This window comes from Dongia sp. agr-C8 (assembly GCF_054658695.1).
This window is the reverse complement of the sequence record NZ_BAAGHZ010000001.1, coordinates 965,933-985,932: the sequence shown is the minus strand read 5'-3', so window position 1 is coordinate 985,932 and position 20,000 is coordinate 965,933. Positions and strand designations below refer to the sequence as shown.

18 protein-coding genes are annotated in these 20,000 nt (G+C 66.6%); 5 read left to right on the top strand and 13 right to left on the bottom strand.

Annotated features, from left to right (window positions below):
* Nucleotides 1-45: 45 nt before the first annotated feature.
* Complete coding sequence (locus tag ACYQ4T_RS04525; RefSeq protein WP_459851087.1) at nucleotides 46-3,003, bottom strand: aminotransferase class III-fold pyridoxal phosphate-dependent enzyme; 2,958 nt, start codon at nucleotides 3,001-3,003, stop codon at nucleotides 46-48.
* Between the two features lie 261 nt (nucleotides 3,004-3,264).
* On the opposite strand from ACYQ4T_RS04525, the gene ACYQ4T_RS04520 reads away from it, so the two are divergent.
* Both ACYQ4T_RS04520 and ACYQ4T_RS04515 read left to right on the top strand, forming a co-directional pair.
* On the top strand, nucleotides 3,265-3,570 hold the full coding sequence (locus ACYQ4T_RS04520) for a hypothetical protein (protein ID WP_459851086.1): 306 nt from the start codon (nucleotides 3,265-3,267) through the stop codon (nucleotides 3,568-3,570).
* Between the two features lie 186 nt (nucleotides 3,571-3,756).
* Nucleotides 3,757-4,068, top strand: coding sequence for a hypothetical protein (locus ACYQ4T_RS04515; RefSeq protein WP_459851085.1), 312 nt, complete (start codon nucleotides 3,757-3,759; stop codon nucleotides 4,066-4,068).
* Between the two features lie 63 nt (nucleotides 4,069-4,131).
* Here the strand turns inward: ACYQ4T_RS04515 and ACYQ4T_RS04510 are convergent, their stop codons facing one another.
* Nucleotides 4,132-6,678, bottom strand: coding sequence for a cation-translocating P-type ATPase (locus ACYQ4T_RS04510; RefSeq protein WP_459851084.1), 2,547 nt, complete (start codon nucleotides 6,676-6,678; stop codon nucleotides 4,132-4,134).
* Nucleotides 6,678-7,439 carry an SDR family NAD(P)-dependent oxidoreductase gene (locus ACYQ4T_RS04505; protein WP_459851083.1) on the bottom strand — a complete coding sequence of 254 codons (762 nt, stop codon included), beginning with the start codon at nucleotides 7,437-7,439 and terminating at the stop codon, nucleotides 6,678-6,680. The genes ACYQ4T_RS04510 and ACYQ4T_RS04505 overlap by 1 nt, the downstream gene beginning before the upstream one ends.
* Before the next feature lie 71 nt (nucleotides 7,440-7,510).
* Between ACYQ4T_RS04505 and ACYQ4T_RS04500 the strand changes: the two genes are divergently transcribed.
* On the top strand, nucleotides 7,511-8,398 hold the full coding sequence (locus ACYQ4T_RS04500; RefSeq protein WP_459851082.1) for a YicC/YloC family endoribonuclease: 888 nt from the start codon (nucleotides 7,511-7,513) through the stop codon (nucleotides 8,396-8,398).
* A 10-nt stretch (nucleotides 8,399-8,408) separates the two neighbouring features.
* Nucleotides 8,409-9,065, top strand: coding sequence for a guanylate kinase (gene gmk / locus ACYQ4T_RS04495; protein WP_459851081.1), 657 nt, complete (start codon nucleotides 8,409-8,411; stop codon nucleotides 9,063-9,065).
* Nucleotides 9,066-9,068: 3 nt separating this feature from the next.
* Here gmk and ACYQ4T_RS04490 read toward each other — a convergent pair whose 3' ends face one another.
* From ACYQ4T_RS04490 to ACYQ4T_RS04465, 6 genes are all read right to left on the bottom strand, one after another.
* Nucleotides 9,069-10,091 carry a DUF2125 domain-containing protein gene (locus tag ACYQ4T_RS04490; RefSeq protein WP_459851080.1) on the bottom strand — a complete coding sequence of 341 codons (1,023 nt, stop codon included), beginning with the start codon at nucleotides 10,089-10,091 and terminating at the stop codon, nucleotides 9,069-9,071.
* Between the two features lie 14 nt (nucleotides 10,092-10,105).
* The gene (locus tag ACYQ4T_RS04485; protein WP_459851079.1) at nucleotides 10,106-10,831 is read right to left on the bottom strand and encodes an ABC transporter permease; all 726 of its coding nucleotides are present in this window, start codon (nucleotides 10,829-10,831) and stop codon (nucleotides 10,106-10,108) included.
* A 12-nt stretch (nucleotides 10,832-10,843) separates the two neighbouring features.
* On the bottom strand, nucleotides 10,844-11,572 hold the full coding sequence (locus ACYQ4T_RS04480) for an ABC transporter permease (RefSeq protein ID WP_459851078.1): 729 nt from the start codon (nucleotides 11,570-11,572) through the stop codon (nucleotides 10,844-10,846).
* Between the two features lie 125 nt (nucleotides 11,573-11,697).
* On the bottom strand, nucleotides 11,698-12,495 hold the full coding sequence (locus tag ACYQ4T_RS04475; RefSeq protein ID WP_459851077.1) for a transporter substrate-binding domain-containing protein: 798 nt from the start codon (nucleotides 12,493-12,495) through the stop codon (nucleotides 11,698-11,700).
* Between the two features lie 202 nt (nucleotides 12,496-12,697).
* Complete coding sequence (locus tag ACYQ4T_RS04470) at nucleotides 12,698-13,888, bottom strand: pyridoxal phosphate-dependent aminotransferase (protein ID WP_459851076.1); 1,191 nt, start codon at nucleotides 13,886-13,888, stop codon at nucleotides 12,698-12,700.
* Nucleotides 13,885-14,814, bottom strand: coding sequence for a DMT family transporter (locus tag ACYQ4T_RS04465; protein ID WP_459851075.1), 930 nt, complete (start codon nucleotides 14,812-14,814; stop codon nucleotides 13,885-13,887). The genes ACYQ4T_RS04470 and ACYQ4T_RS04465 overlap by 4 nt, the downstream gene beginning before the upstream one ends.
* A gap of 205 nt (nucleotides 14,815-15,019) precedes the next feature.
* Here ACYQ4T_RS04465 and ACYQ4T_RS04460 point away from each other — a divergent pair, with 205 nt between their 5' ends.
* Nucleotides 15,020-15,661: a retropepsin-like aspartic protease family protein gene (locus ACYQ4T_RS04460; RefSeq protein WP_459852034.1), complete on the top strand. Its 642-nt coding sequence runs from the start codon at nucleotides 15,020-15,022 to the stop codon at nucleotides 15,659-15,661.
* Nucleotide 15,662: 1 nt separating this feature from the next.
* Here the strand turns inward: ACYQ4T_RS04460 and ACYQ4T_RS04455 are convergent, their stop codons facing one another.
* From ACYQ4T_RS04455 to ACYQ4T_RS04440, 4 genes are read right to left on the bottom strand one after another with little or no spacing between them, the layout of a single operon-like run.
* Nucleotides 15,663-16,925, bottom strand: coding sequence for a class I SAM-dependent RNA methyltransferase (locus tag ACYQ4T_RS04455; RefSeq protein ID WP_459851074.1), 1,263 nt, complete (start codon nucleotides 16,923-16,925; stop codon nucleotides 15,663-15,665).
* Nucleotides 16,922-17,680 (bottom strand): TlyA family RNA methyltransferase, encoded by a 759-nt coding sequence (locus ACYQ4T_RS04450; protein WP_459851073.1) that lies wholly within the window; start codon nucleotides 17,678-17,680, stop codon nucleotides 16,922-16,924. The genes ACYQ4T_RS04455 and ACYQ4T_RS04450 overlap by 4 nt, the downstream gene beginning before the upstream one ends.
* Nucleotides 17,670-19,085: an MATE family efflux transporter gene (locus ACYQ4T_RS04445; protein WP_459851072.1), complete on the bottom strand. Its 1,416-nt coding sequence runs from the start codon at nucleotides 19,083-19,085 to the stop codon at nucleotides 17,670-17,672. The genes ACYQ4T_RS04450 and ACYQ4T_RS04445 overlap by 11 nt, the downstream gene beginning before the upstream one ends.
* A gap of 12 nt (nucleotides 19,086-19,097) precedes the next feature.
* Nucleotides 19,098-19,988 carry a polyprenyl synthetase family protein gene (locus ACYQ4T_RS04440; RefSeq protein ID WP_459851071.1) on the bottom strand — a complete coding sequence of 297 codons (891 nt, stop codon included), beginning with the start codon at nucleotides 19,986-19,988 and terminating at the stop codon, nucleotides 19,098-19,100.
* Nucleotides 19,989-20,000: the final 12 nt, after the last annotated feature.

The following is a 20,000-nucleotide window of genomic DNA, read 5'->3' as shown; positions in this document are numbered from 1 at the left end:
AGATGCCCGGGTCAAGCCCGGGCAGGACGGCCTAAAGTACTGCCGTCACCCGCGGGCTTGACCCGCGGGTCTGGTGCCGACTTGGCTCAGCACGCGGTCCAGCGTCTCCAGGAAGAAGGCGCAATCCGCCTGCGCGATCACCAGGGGCGGCTTGATCTTCAGCACGTTGCGGTGCGGACCCTCGGTGCTCAGGAGGATGCCCTCGCCTTTCATCGCTTCGACGACGGCCTTCGCCTCGTCCGCGGCGGGTTCCAGGGTCTCGCGGTCGCGCACCAGCTCGACGCCGATGAACAGGCCGAGGCCGCGGATGTCGCCGATCAGAGCGTGGCGCTCGGCCAGTTTGCTGAGGCCGTCGCGAAGGGTGCGGCCCATCGCCTGCGCCTTCGGCATCAGGCGTTCGTCGCGGATGATGTCGAGCACCGCGAGGCCGGCCGCGGCGGAGACCGGGTTGCCGCCGAAGGTGTTGAAATATCCCATGCCGCTGGCGAAGGCGGCGGCGATCTCCGGCCGGCAGGCGACGGCGCCCATCGGATGGCCGTTGCCGATCGGCTTGCCCATGGTGACGATATCCGGGACCACGCCTTGGGTCTCGAAGGCCCAGAAGTGACTGCCGACGCGGCCGAAGCCGGTCTGCACCTCGTCGACGATGCAAATGCCGCCGGCGGCGCTGATCTCCTCGAAGGCGGCCTTGAGATAGCCTTCCGGCAAGACCAGCTGGCCGCCGCAGCCGAGGATCGCCTCGACGAAGAACGCGGCTGGACGGCGGTTGAGGCCGTTGATGTCACGAAGCAGAGTCGCGATCTTTTCCGCATAGCGCGGGCCGGCATCGGCGTCGCCATAGCGGAAGCGCCCGCGATAGAGATCCGGCATCTCGGTGACCCAGACATGGCGCGGACGGCCCGCACCGCCCTTGCCGTCGAACTTCCTGGGGCTGATGTCGATCAGTGAAGAGAGATGGCCGTGATAGGCATGGTCCAGCACCATCACCTCGGTGCCGCCGGTATGAGCCTTGGCCAGCCGAAGTGCCAGATCATTGGCCTCGCTGCCGGAATTCACCAGGAACACGGTCGAGAGCTCCGGCGGGAGCAGCTGTGTCAGCCGCCTTGTGTATTCGACCAGGTTTTCGTGCAGGTAGCGCGTGTTGGTGTTCAGAAGCGCCGCCTGACGCGCGATCGCCTCGACGACGCGCGGATGAGCATGGCCGACATGGCTGACGTTGTTGACCATGTCGAGATAGCGGCGCCCGTCTTCGTCAACCAGATAAGCGCCCGCTCCCTTCACCATCTTCAGCGGCACGTCGTAGGCGAGGCCGAGCGCCGGACTGGTCGTTTGCCGACGCAAGCGGCGCAGCGATTCCGGGTCGCGCGCGACGATGGCCGCGGTCGCAACAGGGAGGCCGAGGATGCCGTTGGGATTGGGAAATATGCTCTCCCAGAGGTCCCACTCGCTGCGAAGCGAGAGACCGATGATCGACTCCGCACGGTCGAAGCAGAGCGCGGTCATCAGCTGCATATGCACGTGCGGCGGCCAGTTGCGGTTCTCCTGTGGCGTGCCGAGCACCCCCAGCGCCGCACCCTGCTCCACCGGCGCCCCGATGGCCTTGTCCGCGAGACTGGCCGGGGCGAGATGGCCGTAGAAGGTCCAGAAGCGATGCGGCGTGCCCTGCTCATGCTCCAGCACGACGATGCCGCCGAAGCCATCCAGGCTGGTGTCGTTGCCGATCATCGCGATCCGGCCTGGGAGAGGCGCCAGAACCGGGGTGCCCGCCGGCGCGTAGACGTCGATCGCATGGTGGACCGTGCGCCGTTCGCTTCCCGTATCTGCATCGTAGATCGACCGGTCCTCGCCATAGCGGCCGACGGCGGTGCCTCCGACACCGGCCAAGGCAGCCTGCAGCGCTTCCCGGAACGGGCGGCCGCGCGTGTCGTCGCGATCGGCGCCGAGCGGCAACAGGGTCAGGTTCTCCAGCGACACCGGCAGGACCGGCCCGAAGCTGCCGCCCTGCTTCAGGACCCAGCTCTCGATCGCACGGCGCTCGGCCACCGGCTCATGGCCGGCGGCACGGCGCAGGCGTGCGACGGCGAGCGGCCGATTCAGCGCCCGCATAACGGTCAGCGCAGTCCAGGCATCTTCCGGCTCGGCACGGGATAGCCGCGCCGCCATCGCCATTTCGACCGCAAATCGGGTGAGAATGAGATCGAACAGCAGGTCCGCTTCGAGCGCGCCGATCGGGTTCTCGGCGCAATAGGCCTCGACCAGCGGCAGGATCGCGGCGATCGGATCGGCGGTGCCGACCGCGACCGCGGCGGCGGCGACCGCAAGCTCGTTGACCCGCCAGGTCTCGACCATTTCGCCGAAATCGATCAGGCCGGAGACCAGGCCGTCGCGATCGAGCAGGATGTTGCGGTCATTGGCATCGCCGTGGATCACTTGCCGCGACATGGGGCTCAAGCGGGGTGCCACCTCGAGCACGAAGCGGTGCAGGACCTCCTGCGCAACGGCCCGGCGTTCCGGCGCGGCAATCAGCGCCGCGTCGTCGCGCCGCGCGGCGGCGTTGGCGAGGTCCCAGGCGTGCGGCTGCGTCGCCGCCGGATGATGGAAAGCGGCGAGACTGCGATCGAGCCGCGCCAGCAGGCGGCCGAGCGAGGCCGCGGATTGTGGCCCAGGCTGCGCTGCTTCGCCCCAGACCTTGCCGTCGAGCCAAGTGGTCAGCCGCAGCAGCCGGTCCCGCCCCGCCGCATCCCGCACGACGGCGAGCGGCGTGCCGCCACGCCCCAGGAACAACCGCGGCAGCGGCAGTCCCGGCGCATGCTGCTCCAGGTGATGCAGGGCGGCAGCCTGGAGTTCGGCACGCGGATCCTGCGCCGCCGGGTGAATCTTGAAGAAATAGCGGCTGCCATCGGCGGCCGTGACCTTGAAGTTCCGGTCCTGCCCGCCGGGCAACGGCTCCAGTGTTCCACGCAAGGCGAACGCGTCGGCAAGCCAGAGCTCAGCTTCCTTCATGTCCTCTGTCGCAAGCGCGTCGTCAACGCCAAGCATCATGCCGCGCAGATTACAGGCAACGCCGGCGAAAGCACAAATCGGGTAACGACCGGTAACCCGCGCAGGCCCGGTTGCCGATGGTTACCAAAGCCCGCAGCAGCGATCTTCAGCTTCCATCCCGGCGCCCCAACTCATCGCTATCGGATCGCGCAATGGTGCGCCATCCGGCAAGCGCACGATCACCGTGCACCCTTCTCGGGAAGAATCAAAAGGAGCCTGATCATGAATTTTCGCACCATTCTGATGGCGATCGCCGCCACTTCCGCGCTGTCGACCGCAGCTTTCGCCGCCGCCAACCCGCATGAGACGAATCATCCGAGCAATCGCGAGGAAATGTCCGCCAAGTGCGCGACGCTGGAGAGCCAGTACGACAGCGTCATCGAAGGCAAGCTGAGCGCGCCGAAGGCGGACAAGGCCGAAGGCCTGCATGCCCAGGGCGTCAATGCCTGCGAATCCAACAACAGCGACGTCGGCGTGATGAAGCTGGAGCGGGCGGTTCATCTCCTCGGCGCCAAGCCGGCGGCCTGATCGAACACGACAGCAAAGGATCAAAGGGTAACGCCGCGTAACAGATGCAGCGCCGCGTCAACATCGGTTGCAGAACGCGTGCTTGCTGACATTCCGGCGTTACCCTGTTGTGGCCTGATGCGGCATCCGACCCGGGCAAATTTGCGACCCGGACCGGATTCGACAGCAACTTGAGGAGACCCACCCATGATCATCCGCACCGGCATCGCGGCCGGATTGGCCGCCATCCTGCTCTCCACCGCGGCTCTGGCCGATTCCACCGCGACGACGACCAAGACCAAGCCGACCGAGCAGAGCCAGAAGCTGGCCGATCGCTGCTCCGCCCTGGAAGCGCAGTTCGACCAGGCGATCACCACCCATGGCACCGCCGCCAAGGCCGCGGCCGCCAAGTCGCTCCGCACCAAGGGCGGCTCGCTCTGCAACGCCAACAAGCAGGCGAGCGGGATCAAGAATCTGCAGCAGGCGCTGAAGGACCTGGGCGTGAAGCCCAACGCCTGACCGCCCGCGCGTGATGGTCGTGCCGGGCGTTTCCTCCCTCCCCGCCCGGCACGCCCACGCTGCTTATCGGCCGCTGCGCAGCGGCTTCAGGAACTCGAACCAGGCCACCGACCCGGCGCCAATCCCGAGCGCCAGGAGGAGCATTCCGGGCTGCGGCGCTTCGAAGTGGAACAGCCGCTCCAGCACCGGCACATAGAGCACCAGGCCCAGCGCCACGGCCGCCGCGGCGACCACTGCGAAGAGCGCGGGGTTCGGCCGCAGGAAGCCGCGGAACGGCGCGCTGCCCCAGGCGCGGTTGACGAGAACGAGAAAGACGTTCGCCGCGATCAAGGCGGTGAAGGCCAGCCCGCGCGCGGCATCCCCGGACATCCCTTGTCCAAGCGACCAGGCATAGAGCGAAAGGATGGCGAGCAGAGCAGCGGCACCCTGCGCCACGCCCCAGAGCAGGCCGCGCCGGGCGAGGATCGGCTCGTCGCGACGGCGCGGCGGACGGCGCATCGAGTCGCTTTCCGCCGACTCCGCCTCCAGCACGATCGAGCAGACCGGGTCGATCAGCATCTCCAGGAACACGACATGGGCCGGGAACAGCAGCAAGGGCCAGCCGAAGGCGAGCGGCAGCAACGCCAGGCCGGCGATCGGCACATGGACCGCGACGATGAAGACCATCGCCTTGCGCAGATTGTCGAAGATGCGCCGGCCCTGCGCCACCGCCGCGACCAGGGCCGCGAAATTGTCGTCGAGCAGCACCACCGACGCGGCTTCGCGCGCCACATCGGAGCCGCGGCCGCCCATGGCGACGCCGATATGCGCCGCCTTGAGCGCGGGCGCGTCGTTCACCCCGTCCCCGGTCATGGCGACGACGTCGCCGCGCGCCTTGAAGGCCTCGACCAGGCGCAGCTTCTGCTCCGGCAGGATGCGGGCGAAGATCCGGGTCCCGGCAATCCGTTCGGCGAGGGCGCGGTCGTCGAGCTTGGCGAGTTCCGGCCCGGTCAGGACGTGATCCGGGCGCTCCAGGCCGGCTTGCCGCCCGATTGCGGTGGCGGTTGCCGCGAAGTCGCCGGTGATCATGGCGACGGCGATGCCGGCCGCGCGGCACTCGGCGATCGCCGCCGCCGCTTCGGCCCGCAACGGATCGGCGAGGCCGACCAGTCCGACGAAATTGAAGTCGAGATCGTGCTGCAGGCTCGGCAGAGTCTCCAGCATAGTGTGACCGCGGGCAACCGCGATAACGCGCAGTCCGCGACCGGCCATGGTGCGGACCGCATCATCGATGGTCCGCCGCGCCGCCTCCGGCAGGTGGCAGAGGTCGACGATGGCCTCCGGCGCGCCCTTGGCAGCGAGGACATAGCCGTCACTGGGATCCACGGGGTCGGCGTCCCAAGCTCGAGTCATTGCGAGAAAGCCCGGCTGCAGTTCGTACTCCCGCACCATCAGCCAATGCGGATGAACATGCTCTGTCCCCTTCAACGCCTCCGCGCCCAACCGCTGCATGGCGAGTTCCATAGCATCCAGGGGCCGCTCATTGCTGGCTAGGACTGCAAACTCCGTAACGCCATGAAAGGGTTCCGGGAGTTCCGCCGTGCCGGATCCAACATCATGGAACCGGCCTTCAGCGTAGAGGCAGGCGACCGTCATGCGGTTCTGGGTGAGAGTTCCAGTCTTATCGACGCAGAGGATTGATGCCGCTCCCAAACTTTCGATGGCTGCGGCACGACGGGTCAGCACTTTCTGGCGCGAAAGACGAAATGCCCCTAGCGCCAGGAAGACGGCCAGTACAACTGGAATTTCCTGCGGCAACAGCGTCATCGCGACGGTGATTCCCGCGAGTATGCCGTCCAGCCAACCGCCACGCAGCCACACGAAGAGCGCAAACACCAGCACGCTAACGCCTAGCGCGAAGCTGGCAAAAATCTTCGCCAGCCGAGCGGCTGCACGCTGTATCAACGTGGGTTCCGGTGCCAGCGCAGCCAGCCGCACGCCGATCTTGCCGATAGCGGAGCTGGCGCCGGTCGCGCGAACCTCAGCGACCCCACGCCCCTTCACCACCAGCGTTCCGGCAAAAGCAAAAGGAAGATCATCTCCACCCGGCGGCATGCTCGGTGCTTCCGCCGGACCAGCCTGCTTGCGCACCGGCACGGCCTCGCCCGTCAGCAGAGATTCATCGATCTGCAGGTCACCGCAGGCCAGGATCACCGCATCGGCTGGAACGCGATCGCCTTCGGCCAGGACGATGATATCACCCGGCACCACGTCTCTCCCGGCCACCCGCTGCTCGGCACCATCACGGATCACCAATGCGCGTGGACTGCTGAGATCGCGGAGCGCCTCCAGAACCCGTTCTGTCCGCCATTCCTGAGCGACGACCAAGCCGAGATTGAACACCGCAAACCCGCCAAGCAGTGCACCCTCACCAAGATCGCCGAGCATCAAGTAAAGCAATGCCGCCACGACCAGCATCAGGAACATCGGTTCGCGCAGCACCTCGATCAGTATCCGCACGAGATTGCGATGGTCCGGCTCGGAAAGCACATTGGGCCCAAACCGGATCAGTCGCTGAGCGGCTTCGGCCCGAGTCAAACCCGAGGGCAGAACAGGTCCCACGCTCGCCATCAGTCCTTCTTCGGCAGGCGGTCGAGTATGGGATCGATCAGCCCTGGCGAGAGAATGCCGATGAACCAGGCAAGGCAGGCCATCGGCCAGGGAAAGGCGATCCGCGGCTTGTTCCGCTCCAGGCCGCGCCGGACGATTCGCGCGGCGCGATCGGCCTCCATCAGGAACGGCATGGGAAACTTGTTGCCGGCCGTCATCTGGCTCTTGATGAAGCCCGGCATGATCACGCTGACGCCCACGTTCTTCTTCCGGAGATTGCCGCGCAGCGATTCGCCCCAGACCCGCACCGCCGCCTTGGACGCGCCATAGGCCGGCGCACCGGGCAGGCCGCGATAGGCCGCGAGCGAGGCCATGAGGCCGATCTGGCCATGGCGGCGCGATCGCATCCCCGGCAGTGCCGGGAACACGGTGTTCAGCACGCCGTCGATGTTGGTGTCGAAGATGGCGCGGGTCTTCTCGTATTTCTCCATGCCGCGGAGCGTGCCGCCCGACACGCCGGCATTGGCGATCACCAGGTCGAGCGGGACCTTCCTGTCCGCGCCGGTGATCCATTCCTCCATCTGCGCGCGGTTGACGACATCGACCGCGGTCGCCTCGACCGTGGCGCCGCGCTTGCGGCAGGCTTCCGAGACGGCGGCCAGGCGTTCGATCGAGCGGCCGCCCAGGAACAGCGTCACGCCTGGCGCCGCGAACTCCTCGGCGATCGCGGCGCCGATGCCGGAACTGGCACCTGTGATCAGGATCGATTGGAATTGCGTCACGGGAGCCCTCGCTTGCCTTCAGTCGTCGCTTTGGCGAAGATAGCCGCCGCACGGGTAAGGGGGAACATCGTTTGTCGATCGCCAGCATGACCGGCTTCGCGCGCGCCGAGGGCGCGGTGGGCGATTTCGGCTGGACCTGGGAATTGAAGAGCGTCAACGGCCGCAATCTCGATGTGCGCTGCCGCTTCCCCTCCGGTTACGAGCATCTCGACGGCTTCATCCGGGCCCGCGCCGCGGAGTCGGTAAAGCGCGGCAACCTGGCCGTGACGCTCACCATCGATGACGCCGCCTCGCAAGGCCGCCTCACCATCAACCGCGAGGCCCTGGAGCAGATCATGGGCGTGATCGCCGAGTTCGGCGGCAAGATCTCGGCCGAGCCGCCGCGGCTCGACGGCATCCTCGCCTTGAAGGGCGTGCTCGACGTCGAGCTGCCGCAGATCGACGAGGCGGAAGCCGCCAGGCGCAGCGAAGCCTTGCAGCGCGGTTTCGGCAAGGCGATCGACGGCCTCGCCGAGATGCGCAAGGTGGAGGGCAAGCGATTGGCCGACCTGGCGGCCGCGCATTTGAACGAAATCGAGCGGCTGTGCCGGGCGGCAGCCGCCAGCGCCGGCGCCCAGCCGCTGGCAATCCGGCAGAAGCTGGAGAAGCAGTTCGCCGAATTGCTGCAGGGTCTCACTCCCTTGAACGAGGAGCGCCTGGCGCAAGAGGCGGCAGTGCTGGCCGGCAAGGCGGACGTCCGCGAGGAGCTGGACCGGCTGGCCGCCCATATCGCCGCGGCCCGCGAGCTCATCGCCAAGGGCGGCGCGGTCGGGCGCAAGCTCGACTTCCTTTGCCAGGAATTCAACCGCGAGGCCAACACGCTCTGCTCAAAGAGCGCGGACATCGGCCTCACCGGCATCGGGATCGACCTGAAAGCGGCGATCGAGCAGCTGCGCGAGCAGATTCAAAACATCGAGTGAGCGAGAGAGCATGAGCGCACCGGCATCATCCGGTTTCATCGAGGTCAAGCGCCGCGGGCTTATGCTGGTCCTCTCCTCGCCCTCGGGCGCAGGCAAGACCACGATCTCGCGCAAGCTATTGGGCCTCGAGCCCAACCTGACGATGTCGGTCTCAGCGACCACACGGCAGAAGCGCCCCGGCGAGACCGCGGGCGTCGACTATCATTTCATCGATCCGACCGAGTTCGGCTTGATGGTCAACCGCGGCGAGCTCTTGGAGCATGCCAAGGTGTTCGACAACTACTACGGCACGCCGAAGACCCCGGTCTTCGAGGCCCTACGCGCCGGCAAGGATGTGCTCTTCGACATCGACTGGCAGGGCACCCAGCAGGTGGCGCAGAACGCGCGCGATGATCTGGTCAGCGTATTCATCCTGCCGCCTTCGACCCGCGAGCTCGAGCAGCGGCTGAAATCGCGCGCCCAGGACAGTGCCGAGGTGGTCGCCGGCCGCATGGCCAAGGCCGCCGACGAGATGAGCCATTGGGCGGAGTACGACTATATCGTGGTCAACCACAATATCGAGGAAAGCGTCACACAGGTGCGCGCGATCCTCACCGCCGAGCGCTTGAAGCGCCAACGGCAGGTCGGCCTGCCCGAGTTCGTGAAAGGCCTGCGCGAAGGGCAGTAACCCTCAAGGCCACTGGATCGGCGGCAGCTTGGCGAGCTTGAACGGGCCCCAGGCGAGATAGCCGCCCTGGATGGTAAGGCCGGTCGCGACCTCCTTGTATCCGTTCTTGGTGTCGCGCTCGGCGCCTTTGACGAAGAGCTTCATCTTCAGCGCGTCTTCGGGATAGATGCGGCGCTGGCTCGCCAGCAGGTCGAGCGTCTCGCTCAAGCCCCGCGCCTTCAGGCTGGCGGCGACGATCGGCTGCAGATTCTCGTCGAGCGCCACGGTCGCGGATCCGGAGACGGAGAGCGTTGCCTGCGCCGCCGCGAAATCCGTCACTTCCACCGTTCCGCCGGCATCGCGCCAGGCCGCCAGCGCTTCACGCAAGGGAGCCGGCGGAATTGGGCCTTTGACCGTGCCGTCTAGCCGCGCTTCGCCGAGCGGATCCGCAGTCAGCAGGACGACGTCGTCCGGCAGCTTCAGCTCCTTGGCATTGAAGCCGAACTGCAGCAGCGGGTCACTATCGCTCTTGGGCGGCGGTCCGGCATCGAGCGATACATCGCCAGACGCAGCGGTGACGATCCTGCCGTCCGGCAAAGCAACTTTCAAATCGGCGAACTTCGCCGCCAGCGCGGCGACCTGCCCAAAGCCATCGAGGCTGAGGCGCAGCGTGAGATCCTGTGCATCCACCGTCGCCGGGCCGGCGCCGAGGTCGAGGCTGTGATGGCCGGAGCCGGCGAAGGACATCGCGTGCAAGTCGATGGGCGAAATGCTGCCCATCACATCAGGCCCACGCCAATCGAAGCTCTGCCCCGCAATTGCGCCGGCGATATGCGGGTTGCTGAAGGTCGTGCGGAAGGCGAGCGGAAAGCCGCCGACCGGCGTCCGCTCGAACGCGACCGTCACACCCCGTTGTCGCTGGAAGTCGACCCAGTCGTCGATGCCCTTTTCCAGCTGGCCAGCCACAATGAACCAATAAGCGGTGTATCCGCCCGCGAGGACGACGACGGCCGCGATCGCGGCGAGGACTCTGGTCCGGTGAGTCATCTTGTGCTGAAGAATCAGGCCGCTGCGGGCTTCGCCATGATCGATGAAACCGGCATGCGATCCTTGTTCAGCTTTCGCTCCAGCCAGTTCAGCACGCGGGTCAGGCCGTAGATCAGGCAGAAGTAGACGATGGCCGCGGCCAGCAGCGTGTCGTAGACGCGGAAGGTATCGATGCGGATCGACGTCGCGGTGCGCATGACTTCGTTGACCGTGACCAGGGAGGCGAGCGAGGTCGCCTTGACCAACAGGATGGTTTCCGTGCTCATCGTCGGGAGGCAGATCCGCACCGCGCGCGGCAGGGTGATCCGGGTGAAGACCTTCCACCGGTTCATGCCAAAGGCGCGCGCGGCTTCGATCTCGCCATGCGGCACCGCCATGATGGCCCCGCGCAGGATCTCGCCGGAATAACCCGCGGTGTTGATGCTGAAGGCGAAGATCGCGTACCAGATGCCGTCGCGCAGGAAACTGAACTCGCGCATCACCCAGCCGGGGAAGAGCTGGCCGAGGCCGTAATAGACGAAGTAGAGCTGGACCGCGAGCGGCGTCCCGCGCATCAGCAGGATGAACAGGCGGGCCGGCACCCACAGCAGCGGATTGGGCGACAGCCTGGCCAGCGCCACCGGCACCGCCAGCAGGTTGCCGATCACGCCGGAAGAGATGGTCAGGATCAGGGTCATCGGCAGCGCCCAGAGCAGCGCCGGCATCACCACGGTCATCATGTAGACGACATCGAGCTTCATGGCCCTTCCCCCTTACGCGCGCCGCACGCCGCGATTGGCGCGCTTCTCGAGGAAGTAGAAGAGCGAGAGCGAGCAGATCGAGATGGCGAGGAAGAGCAGTGCCGTCACACCGAAATAGAAGATGAAATGCTTGGTCGAGTTGGCGGCGCTGCGTCCGACCGAGAGCAGCTCGCCGACCGCGGCGACCACGCTGACCAGCGCACTATCCTTGGTGATGTTCAGGAACTGGTTGCCCATGCCGGGGATGGCGTAACGGATCATCTGCGGAAAGAGGATGCGCACGAAGCGCTTCGGCGCGTGCATACCGAAGGCCTTGGCCGCCTCGATCTGTCCCTTCGGCACCGCCTGGATGCCGCCGCGCAGCACGTCGGTGAGATAGGCGCCGTAGATCAGGCCCAGCGCCGAGATGACCGCGACGAACGGGTTGATCTCCAGCCCCGCATCGGCGAGACGGAGCGCCACCAGCACGCCGGTGAGCGTCGATGTGCCCGTGTAGTAGATGATGAAGATCAGCAGCAGTTCCGGCACCGACCGCACGACGGTGGTGTAGACGTCGCCGGCGCGGTTAAGCCACTTGACGTGACAGAGCTTGGCCCAGGCGCCGAACATGCCGATGACCAGGCCGATCGCATAGCCGGAAATGGAGATGAACAGCGTGATGCAGACGCCGTAGAAGAATTCGTCCCCATAGCCTGCATCCCCCCAGGCAAGGCTCAGCCAGATAGACTTCGCTTCGGGCATAGGCGGTCCCCGAGAAACTACGTCCCGACGAGAGGCCGGTCGCTCAAGACACCGGCCGGCCGGGAATGAAGAAAACCGCCCGGCGCAGCGACCGGGCGGTTTCCGTTCAGTCGATCAGTCGGCCCTCAAAACTTCGGCTCGACCAGATTGCCGACGAGCACCGGGTACTTCTTCACGAGCTCGTCGTACTTGCCGCTGACGACCACTTCCTTGATCGCGGCGTTGAGCAGGTCGAGCGTCGCCTGGTCGTCCTTGCGGACGGCGGCGCCGACGCCCTCGCCCATGATCGGGTCGCCCTCTGGCACGGCGACCTTCTCTTCGAAGTCCGGGTTGGCCTTGATGAAGTCGGCGGTGGTCAGGCGGCCTTCCTGCACGTAGTCGACGCGACCGGCGGCGAGGTCGGCGAGCGCGGTGTCGAGACCGTCATAGGTCTTGATCTCGGCGGTCTTGCCGAAACGGCTCTGCAGGAACTTCGAGTGGATGGTCGCGTCCTGCGCGCCGAACACCTTGCCCTTCACCGAATCCGGATTGTCGAAGTCGATCTTGGTGGTGTCCGACTTCGCGCCGATGATGATGGTCTTCGAGTCGTAGTAGAAGTGCGTGAAATTGACCTGCTTCTTGCGGTCCTCGTTGATCGTCATCGAGGCGAAGATGAAGTCGATCTTGCCTTCCTGCAGCGCCGGGATGATGCCGTCCCAGGCCGTCGGGGTGAGCTCGCACTTGATCTTGGCGGCTTCGCAAACCGCCATCGCCAGCTCGACTTCCCAGCCGGTCCACTTGCCGCTGGTGTCCTTGGTGGCGAACGGCGGATAGTCGGTCTGGTCCATGCCGACCTTGTAAACCTTGTCCTCCGCCTGGGCAGTGAACGCGCTCAACGCAAGCACGGCGCCCGCAAGCAGGCTGCCAAAGATGGTCTTCTTCATGTCTGTCCCTTCTCGTAATACGGCCGACGGGCGGCCGAGCTCCCTCAGTCGCCCCGCTGCCGGACTTGCGCGTCCGGCTTGTTCGGGCCAACCAGGCGGGAAGACTAGCATAGCGATTTCCGGCTTGGGTAGACTTCCGACCGAACCCCTTGGAAGGAATATCGATTTTGTGAACCCCCGGGGCCTCCCTGGCCCCTGCTGATCAGCGGTCGGACAGGAATTTGGCCAGCCGGTCCATGGCCAGGCCGATTCGCTCCGGGCTCTGGGCATAGCAGAGCCGGACATATTGCTCGCCCCCGGCGCCGAAAGCGGTGCCGGGCGCGAGGCCGACGCGACCGTCCACCACCAGGCGTTTGCAGAAGTCGGTGGCGTCACCCATGTCTTCGACCCGCAGCATCAGATAGAAGGCGGCCTCGGCGGGGATGACCTGGACCCGGTTCATCTGCGCCACCCGCTTCATCACCACGTCGCGGCTCTGGCGGCAGCGGTCGATCATCCATTGCACCCATTCCTCGCCCTGCTCCAGGGCGACCACACAGGCGCGCTGGGTGAAGGTCTGGCCGCCGGAGGTGTTGTATTCGATCAGCATCTCGAGCTTATGCGTGATCGCCTGCGGGGCCACGATCCAGCCGACCCGCCAGCCCGTCATCGCCCAGGTCTTGGAGAAGCTGTTGACCACGAAGACCGGATCGTCCGGCCCGGCGATCTCCAGGAAGGACGGCGCGACGGTGCGGCCGTCGTAGATCAGGCGGCCATAGACCTCGTCGGCGATGATCGCGATCCGCTTCTTGCGGGCAAAATCCAGCAGCGCCCGGCGTTGCTCCTCCGGCATCACCCAGCCGGTCGGATTGCCCGGCGAGGCGAGATAGATCGCCTTGGTCCGCGCGTCGCAGGCGGCGAACAGCTTCTCCATGTCGAGATGCCAGCCCTTCTCGTCGCCGGTCAGCGCCACCTGGCGGGGCTCCGCCCCCATCACCTGGATCGCGGCGAAGATGTTCGGCCAGGACGGCGAGACGCAGACCGCATTGTCGCCGGCGCCGCACAGCGTCTGCACGATCAGCACCATCGCGTTCATGCCGCTGGAGGTGACGATGATCCGCTGCTCGGAAACGTCGACTTTCCAATGCCGCTTGTAATAGGCCGAGAGCGCTTGGCGCAGTTCCGGGATGCCGCCCTTGTAGGTGTAATAGGTCTCGCCGGCCTCGAGCGACTTCGAAGCCGCGTCGCAGATGAAGCGCGTGGTCGGCAGATCGCCCTCGCCCACCCAGAGCCCGATCACGTCGGGCACGGTGAAGCCCATCTTCCAGACCTCGACGATGCCGGAATCCGGCAGGGTCTTGATCTCCGGACGCAGCTGAAAAGGCAGCGCGTCGAACCGGGGCGTGGTGTTCATTGGGCAGGGCCTTTCTGGAGCTCAGCAGCGGGTGCCGGAGCGCGGCGCCGCAGCAGCAGGATGAGATTGCCGGAGAGTACCAGCACGACGCCGGCGACTGCCAGCGGGGTCCAGTGGTGATCCTCGACCACGGTCGAGATCGAAAGCGCCACCAGCGGGAACAGCACAGAGGAGAATGCGGCGCGCCCGGCGCCGATCCGCTGCACCAAGGTGAGATAGGTGCCGAAGCCGATCACCGAGGCGAAGACCGCAAGCAGAACCAGTGACACCGAATATTCCGTGCGCGGGTCGTAGTTGAAGCTCGCCCCCTGGGCGAGCGCGACAACGGCGCAGAACGCCGCGCCGTAGGTCATGCCCCAGGTGTTGGCCTGCACCACCGGCACGCTGACGTTCTTCAGCTTCACCGAGAGCACGTTGCCGAGCGAGGCGAGATAGGTCGCGACCATCGAGAGGGCGAAGCCGATGACCGGCGAGGAGCCGAGGCCCTTCTCCATGAACTCCGGCAGGAAGACCAGCACCAGGCCGGCGAGGCTGATCAGGCTGGGCAGGATGACATTGCGATCGACCGGCTCGCCGACGAAGAAAGCGGCGTTGAACACATTCATCAGCGGGATGGTGGAAAAGCAGAGCGCAAGCAGCCCGCTCACCACATGAAAGCCGGCGTAATAGAACAGGATGTAATTGCCGCAGAAGAGACAGAGCGCCTGCAGCGCCATCCAGACGTGGCTCCGCGCCGGAAACCGCAGGCTGCGACGCGTGACCGCGCAGAACAGCCAGAGGATCGCCGCGGCCAGGGCGAAGCGATAGGACAGCGATACCGTCGGCGCGACCACGCCGAGCTGGACCTTGATCCCGTACCAGGAGCTGCCCCAGATCGCGACGGTTATGACGTAGAGCGCCCAGACTGGAATCCCGGCGGCGGGCATAGGCTTCCCCTGCCTTATCCTTGGTTTTGCGCAAAGCTAAAGAAGGGCTTTCAGGCGGACAAGGCGCCCCGGCGCATGCCGGTTATGCGAGCCGAGAGGAGCGCGGGGCTTGCCAAACGGCTTCCCCGCGCCCGGCGCAGCGGGCTAATCTGCCTCTATGCAAAGTCGATGGATTTGGCTCCTTGTCGCCGCCGTCTTGATCGGCGTGGTCGCGCTGGCGGCAAAAGTCGCGCCGGGCGCGCTCAACGACGACGACAAGCGCATGCAGCTCATCTATCTCTGCGTCATTCTCGCCGTCCTGACCGGCGGTCTCGCGGCGCGACTGCAGGCGCGGCCGGGGACGACGCTCGCGCATCTCGGCACCTGGGGCGTCATCTTCGCGGCGCTGATCCTGATCTACTCCTATCGCGACCAGTTCGGCGGCCTCGGCGACCGCTTTGCAGCCGAGCTGGTCCCGGCCAACGGCACCGAGACCGGCCCGGCCTCGATCGCCTACCAGGCCGAGGCGGACGGGCATTATCATGTCTACGGTGCGATCGACGGCTCCAGCGTCCGCTTCATGGTCGATAGCGGCGCCACCTCCATCGTGATTTCCCCGGATGATGCGCGGATGCTGGGGATGCAGCCGGAATACCTCGACTACACGATGGCGGCCGACACCGCGAACGGCACGGTCCGGGTCGCACCGATCCGGCTGAAGACCCTGAAGGTCGGGCCGATCGTCATGCATGACATACCGGCGACCGTGACCGAGGCCGAGATGCCGTTCTCGCTGCTCGGCATGGAATTCCTGCGGCGCCTGAAATCCTGGGGCGTCAACAACGGGCGGCTCACCTTCGAGCAGTAGGTCAGCGCTTCAGCAGCGCCACCAGCTCGACATGCGCCGACCAGACGAACTGGTCGACCGCCACCAGCTTCTCCAGCGCAAAACCGCCGTCGACCAGCGTCCGCGCGTCGCGCGCGAAGCTCGCCGGGTTGCAGGAGACCGCGACCACGTGCTTGACGCGTGAACGCGCCAGCATCTCGGCCTGGCTGCGGGCGCCAGCGCGGGGCGGATCGAACACCACGCAGTCGAAGGGCTTCAGCTCCTCGGGCGGCAGCGGCGAGGCGTCGAGATTGCGCGGCTTCGCCGTCACCCGGCCGGCGAGGCCGCTGCGGTTGGCGGCGGCGATGATCGCGGCGACCGCCGGTTTCGAGCTTTCGTAAGCCGCGACCTTGCCGACCTTCGCCAGCGGGAAGGTGAAGGTGCCACAGCCGGAATAAAGATCGGCGATCGACTTCGCGCCCTTGGCGTAAGCAACGGTCGCGGCGACCAGCGCCGCCTCGCCTTCGGCGCTCGGCTGCAGGAAGGCGTCGGGCGGCAGGTCGACGCCGATGCCGGCGAAATGCACGCGGGGGACGACCTGCTGCAGCAAGGGTTCGGGCTCGCCGCGGCCGCGCTGCCAACTCAGCCGGGCGATCGGCGCCTTCGCCGCTGCCTCGGTCAAGGCGCGGCGGCGTTCCAGTGGCTTCTCCATCGAGATCAGCACGTCGAGACCATTGTCGGCCAGGGTCGCGGTCACCGTCGCCGTGCCGCCGACGCCCAGCGCGGCGGTGGTCAGCTCGCGTAAAGTCGGCAGCAATTCCATGAGGCGCGGCGACAGTACCGGGCATTCGGCATCCTGCGCGATCTCGGTGCTTTCCGGCATGTGAAAGCCGAAGTTGAGGCCGTCTTTGGTGCGCTCGGCCGCGAAGCGGGCCCGGCGCCGGCTGCCGGGCGGCGTGTCGATCAGTGCCGCACCCGCCGGCAGGTCGAGCCCGCGCTGGCGCAAGGCGGTCTCCACCAGGCCGAACTTCCAGGCGCGATAGGCCGCATGCTCGAAATGCCGCAGCATGCAGCCGCCGCAATGCGCGAAGGGCGCATCCGGATGGAGGCGTTGCGGACCGGGTGCCACGATCTCGATCAGTCTTGCATGCCAGCCATCGCCGCGCCGGCCGTCCATCTCGCAGCGCACCTTGTCGCCCGGCAAGGCAAACGGCACGAAGATCCGCGCCTCGCCCACCGTTGCGACGCCGTCACCCTGCGCGCCGAGCGACTGGATTTCGAGAATGTCAGGGAGCGTCGGGGTCATGTGTCACGCCGTGCCGCGATCAGGAACTCGCGGTTGCCTTCGGGGCCGAGGATGGGACTCTCGACGATACCAAGCACGGTCCACCCGGCCTGGGCGCCGAACCAGGCGGCGATGCGCGCGCAGACCTCCTGGTGCAGAGCCGGATCGCGCACCACCCCGCCCTTGCCGACGCGGTCGGGCCCGACCTCGAATTGGGGCTTGATCAGCGCCACCGCCCAGGCGTTGGGCGCGGTGAGCGCGAGCGCCGCCGGCAGCACGGTCTCCAGGCCGATGAAGCTCGCATCGCAGACCACGATGTCGGCCACGTCGGGAATCTGGTTGCGGTCGAGATTGCGGGCGTTGGTGCGCTCCAGCACGACCACGCGTGAGTCGTTCCTGAGCTTCCAGGCGAGCTGGCCGTGGCCGACATCGACCGCATAGACCTTGGCGGCGCCGCGGCTCAGCAGCACGTCGGTGAAGCCACCGGTGGAGGCGCCGACGTCGATCGCGATCTTGCCCGCGGGATCGAGCCCGAAATGATCGAGCCCATGCACCAGCTTCAACCCGCCGCGCGAGACCCAGGGATGATCGGCGCCCTTGACGTTGAGATCGGCATCGCCGGCCAGTAGGTCGCCGGCCTTGTCGATGCGCTTGGTGCCGGAATAGACCTGGCCGGCCAGGATCATCGCCTGGCCGCGCGCCCGGGTCGGCGCCAGGCCGCGATCGACCAGCAGCTTGTCGGCGCGCTCCTTCGCCGCTTTCGGGTCACGCGGCATGCGCGACGATGCCGGTCGAGACCAGCCGGCGGGAGAGCAGCTGATAGCGCGCGGTCAGCAGCGTGCCTGAAGCCGCGAGGCCGATGAAGATGCCGAGCCAGATGCCGCGCACGCCCATCTCCAGCGGGAAGGTGAGAATCCAGCTGCTGCCGAAACCGATCACCCAATAGCCGATGAAGCAGATCACCATCGGCACATGCGTGTCCTTGACGCCGCGCAGCGCGCCGATCGCGGCGGTCTGGACGCCGTCCACCACCTGGAACAGGGCGCCGATCGGCATGATCATCAGGGCGATGGTCAGCGCCCCCGCGTTCATCGGATCGTTGAGGTCGAGATAGAGCCCGACCAGGTGCTCCGGCAACGCCACCATCGCGGTGCCGGTGATCATCATCCAGAGCACAGCGAGCAACAGCGCCGAGAAGCCGGCGCGGCGCGCGGCGCGCGGGTCCCTTGCGCCGGTGAAATAGCCGACCCGCACCGTGGCCGCCTGGCTGAGGCCGTAGGGAATCATGTAGGAGACCGAGGAGATGCTGATCACCACGGTATGCGCCGCCAGCGCCTCCTTGCCGAGCCGCGCCATCATCAGCGACGAAGCGAGAAACAGGCCGGTCTCGAAGGCATAGCTGGCGCTGATCGGCCAGCCGACATGAAACAGGTCTTTCAGGACCCGCCAATCCGCGTGCAGGAGATTGGCCAGCACGCGGTATCTGGCGAGGATCGGCTCGCGCTTCACATAGGCCGCCATGATGGCGAGCTGCACCCAGCTCGCCAGCGACCAGGAAACGCCGACGCCGGTAACGCCCAAAGCCGGGGCGCCGAGATTGCCGTAGAGGAAGACCCAGTTGCTGCCGATCGCCACGGCGAGCGAGACCAGCGAGATCACCACCACGATCCGGGTCTTGTGCAGCACCGTCGCGAAGTTGCGGAGTGCCGTGTACCAGAGCAGGGCCGGAATGCCGGCCGCGCCGACATAGATCATGCCGCTCATCATGCCGACCAGGCCCGGGTCGTAGCCCGAGAAGAGCAGGATGCTCGGAATGGTCAACGTGATCAGCACAACCGGGATCGCCAGCAGGGTCGCCAGCCATATGCCTTGTCGCGCGACCCGCGTCAGCATCGCCGGATCCGAGGCGCCGTCCGCATGCGAGCCCAGCGCCGCAACGCTGGAGATCACGCCCATCGCCAGCAATTGCGGCGTGAACAGCAGATGCGCACCAAGCCCTTCGGCCGCGATCGCCGCGTCGCCGAGCTTTCCCGCCATCACCGCATCGGCGACGACGATGGCGATCTCCGCCAGGAAGGCGAGCGCGATCGGCGCGGCGAGCTTTGCCGTCGCGCGAATTTCGGCAGGCCATTTGCCCCGGTTCTCGCTGGCGGAACCGGTTATGGTGGATCCCTCCGCCATCTCAGTCCCGTGTCAGCTTTTGCGCGAAATCACGAACTCGGTCATCCAGCGCAGCGGATCGGCCTTGGCGCCGAACTGCTCGAGATGCGCGTTGGCCTGCTCGCCCAGCAGGCGGGCTTGGTCGCGCGCGCGCTCCAGGCCGAGGATGGAGACGAAGGTCGCCTTGCCCGCCGCCGCGTCGGCGCCGGCCGGTTTGCCGATCGATTCCGCGGTGCCTTCGGCATCGAGCAGATCGTCGACGATCTGGAAGGCGAGGCCGAGGTCATGGGCATAGGCATTGAGCGCGTGCCGCGCCTGCGGCCCGGCATGGCCGAGGATGGCGCCGGCCTCGCAGGAGAAGGCGATGATGGCGCCGGTCTTCATCCGCTGCAGCCGGGTGATGGCGCCGATGTCGAGCGTCATGTTCTCGGCCGAGAGGTCGATCATCTGGCCGCCGACCATGCCTGCCGCACCGCCGGCCACCGCCAGCGCATGCACCAGCTCGGCGCGCACGCCGCCATCGGGATGGGTCTCAGGGTGAGACAGCACCTCGAAGGCCAAAGTCAGCAGGCCGTCGCCGGCCAGGATCGCGGTCGCCTCGTCGAACTGCTTGTGCGCGGTCGGGCGGCCGCGCCTGAGGTCGCTGTCGTCCATCGCCGGCAGATCGTCATGCACCAGGCTGTAGCAATGCAGCATCTCGACCGCCGCGGCGGCGCGCAGCGCATAGCCCGGGTTGACATTGAAGAGCGCGGCGCTGTTCAGCACCAGATACGGGCGGATCCGCTTGCCGCCGCCCATGGTGGCGTAGCGCATCGCCTCGACCACCCGGGCTTCGCTGCCGGTGACCACCGGGATCAGTTCATCCAGCACCCGGTTGGCCGAACTCGCGGCCTCGTTCAAAGCTCGTTCGATCTGCACGTCCAAATATCCCCGTCT

Coding starts and splice junctions, on each gene's coding strand:
- ACYQ4T_RS04525 (WP_459851087.1), bottom strand. CDS start 3,003: ATGAAGGAAGCTGAGCTCTGGCTTGCCGACGCGTTCGCCTTGCGTGGA.
- ACYQ4T_RS04520 (WP_459851086.1), top strand. CDS start 3,265: ATGAATTTTCGCACCATTCTGATGGCGATCGCCGCCACTTCCGCGCTG.
- ACYQ4T_RS04515 (WP_459851085.1), top strand. CDS start 3,757: ATGATCATCCGCACCGGCATCGCGGCCGGATTGGCCGCCATCCTGCTC.
- ACYQ4T_RS04510 (WP_459851084.1), bottom strand. CDS start 6,678: ATGGCGAGCGTGGGACCTGTTCTGCCCTCGGGTTTGACTCGGGCCGAA.
- gmk (WP_459851081.1), top strand. CDS start 8,409: ATGAGCGCACCGGCATCATCCGGTTTCATCGAGGTCAAGCGCCGCGGG.
- ACYQ4T_RS04490 (WP_459851080.1), bottom strand. CDS start 10,091: ATGACTCACCGGACCAGAGTCCTCGCCGCGATCGCGGCCGTCGTCGTC.
- ACYQ4T_RS04485 (WP_459851079.1), bottom strand. CDS start 10,831: ATGAAGCTCGATGTCGTCTACATGATGACCGTGGTGATGCCGGCGCTG.
- ACYQ4T_RS04480 (WP_459851078.1), bottom strand. CDS start 11,572: ATGCCCGAAGCGAAGTCTATCTGGCTGAGCCTTGCCTGGGGGGATGCA.
- ACYQ4T_RS04475 (WP_459851077.1), bottom strand. CDS start 12,495: ATGAAGAAGACCATCTTTGGCAGCCTGCTTGCGGGCGCCGTGCTTGCG.
- ACYQ4T_RS04470 (WP_459851076.1), bottom strand. CDS start 13,888: ATGAACACCACGCCCCGGTTCGACGCGCTGCCTTTTCAGCTGCGTCCG.
- ACYQ4T_RS04465 (WP_459851075.1), bottom strand. CDS start 14,814: ATGCCCGCCGCCGGGATTCCAGTCTGGGCGCTCTACGTCATAACCGTC.
- ACYQ4T_RS04455 (WP_459851074.1), bottom strand. CDS start 16,925: ATGACCCCGACGCTCCCTGACATTCTCGAAATCCAGTCGCTCGGCGCG.
- ACYQ4T_RS04450 (WP_459851073.1), bottom strand. CDS start 17,680: ATGCCGCGTGACCCGAAAGCGGCGAAGGAGCGCGCCGACAAGCTGCTG.
- ACYQ4T_RS04445 (WP_459851072.1), bottom strand. CDS start 19,085: ATGGCGGAGGGATCCACCATAACCGGTTCCGCCAGCGAGAACCGGGGC.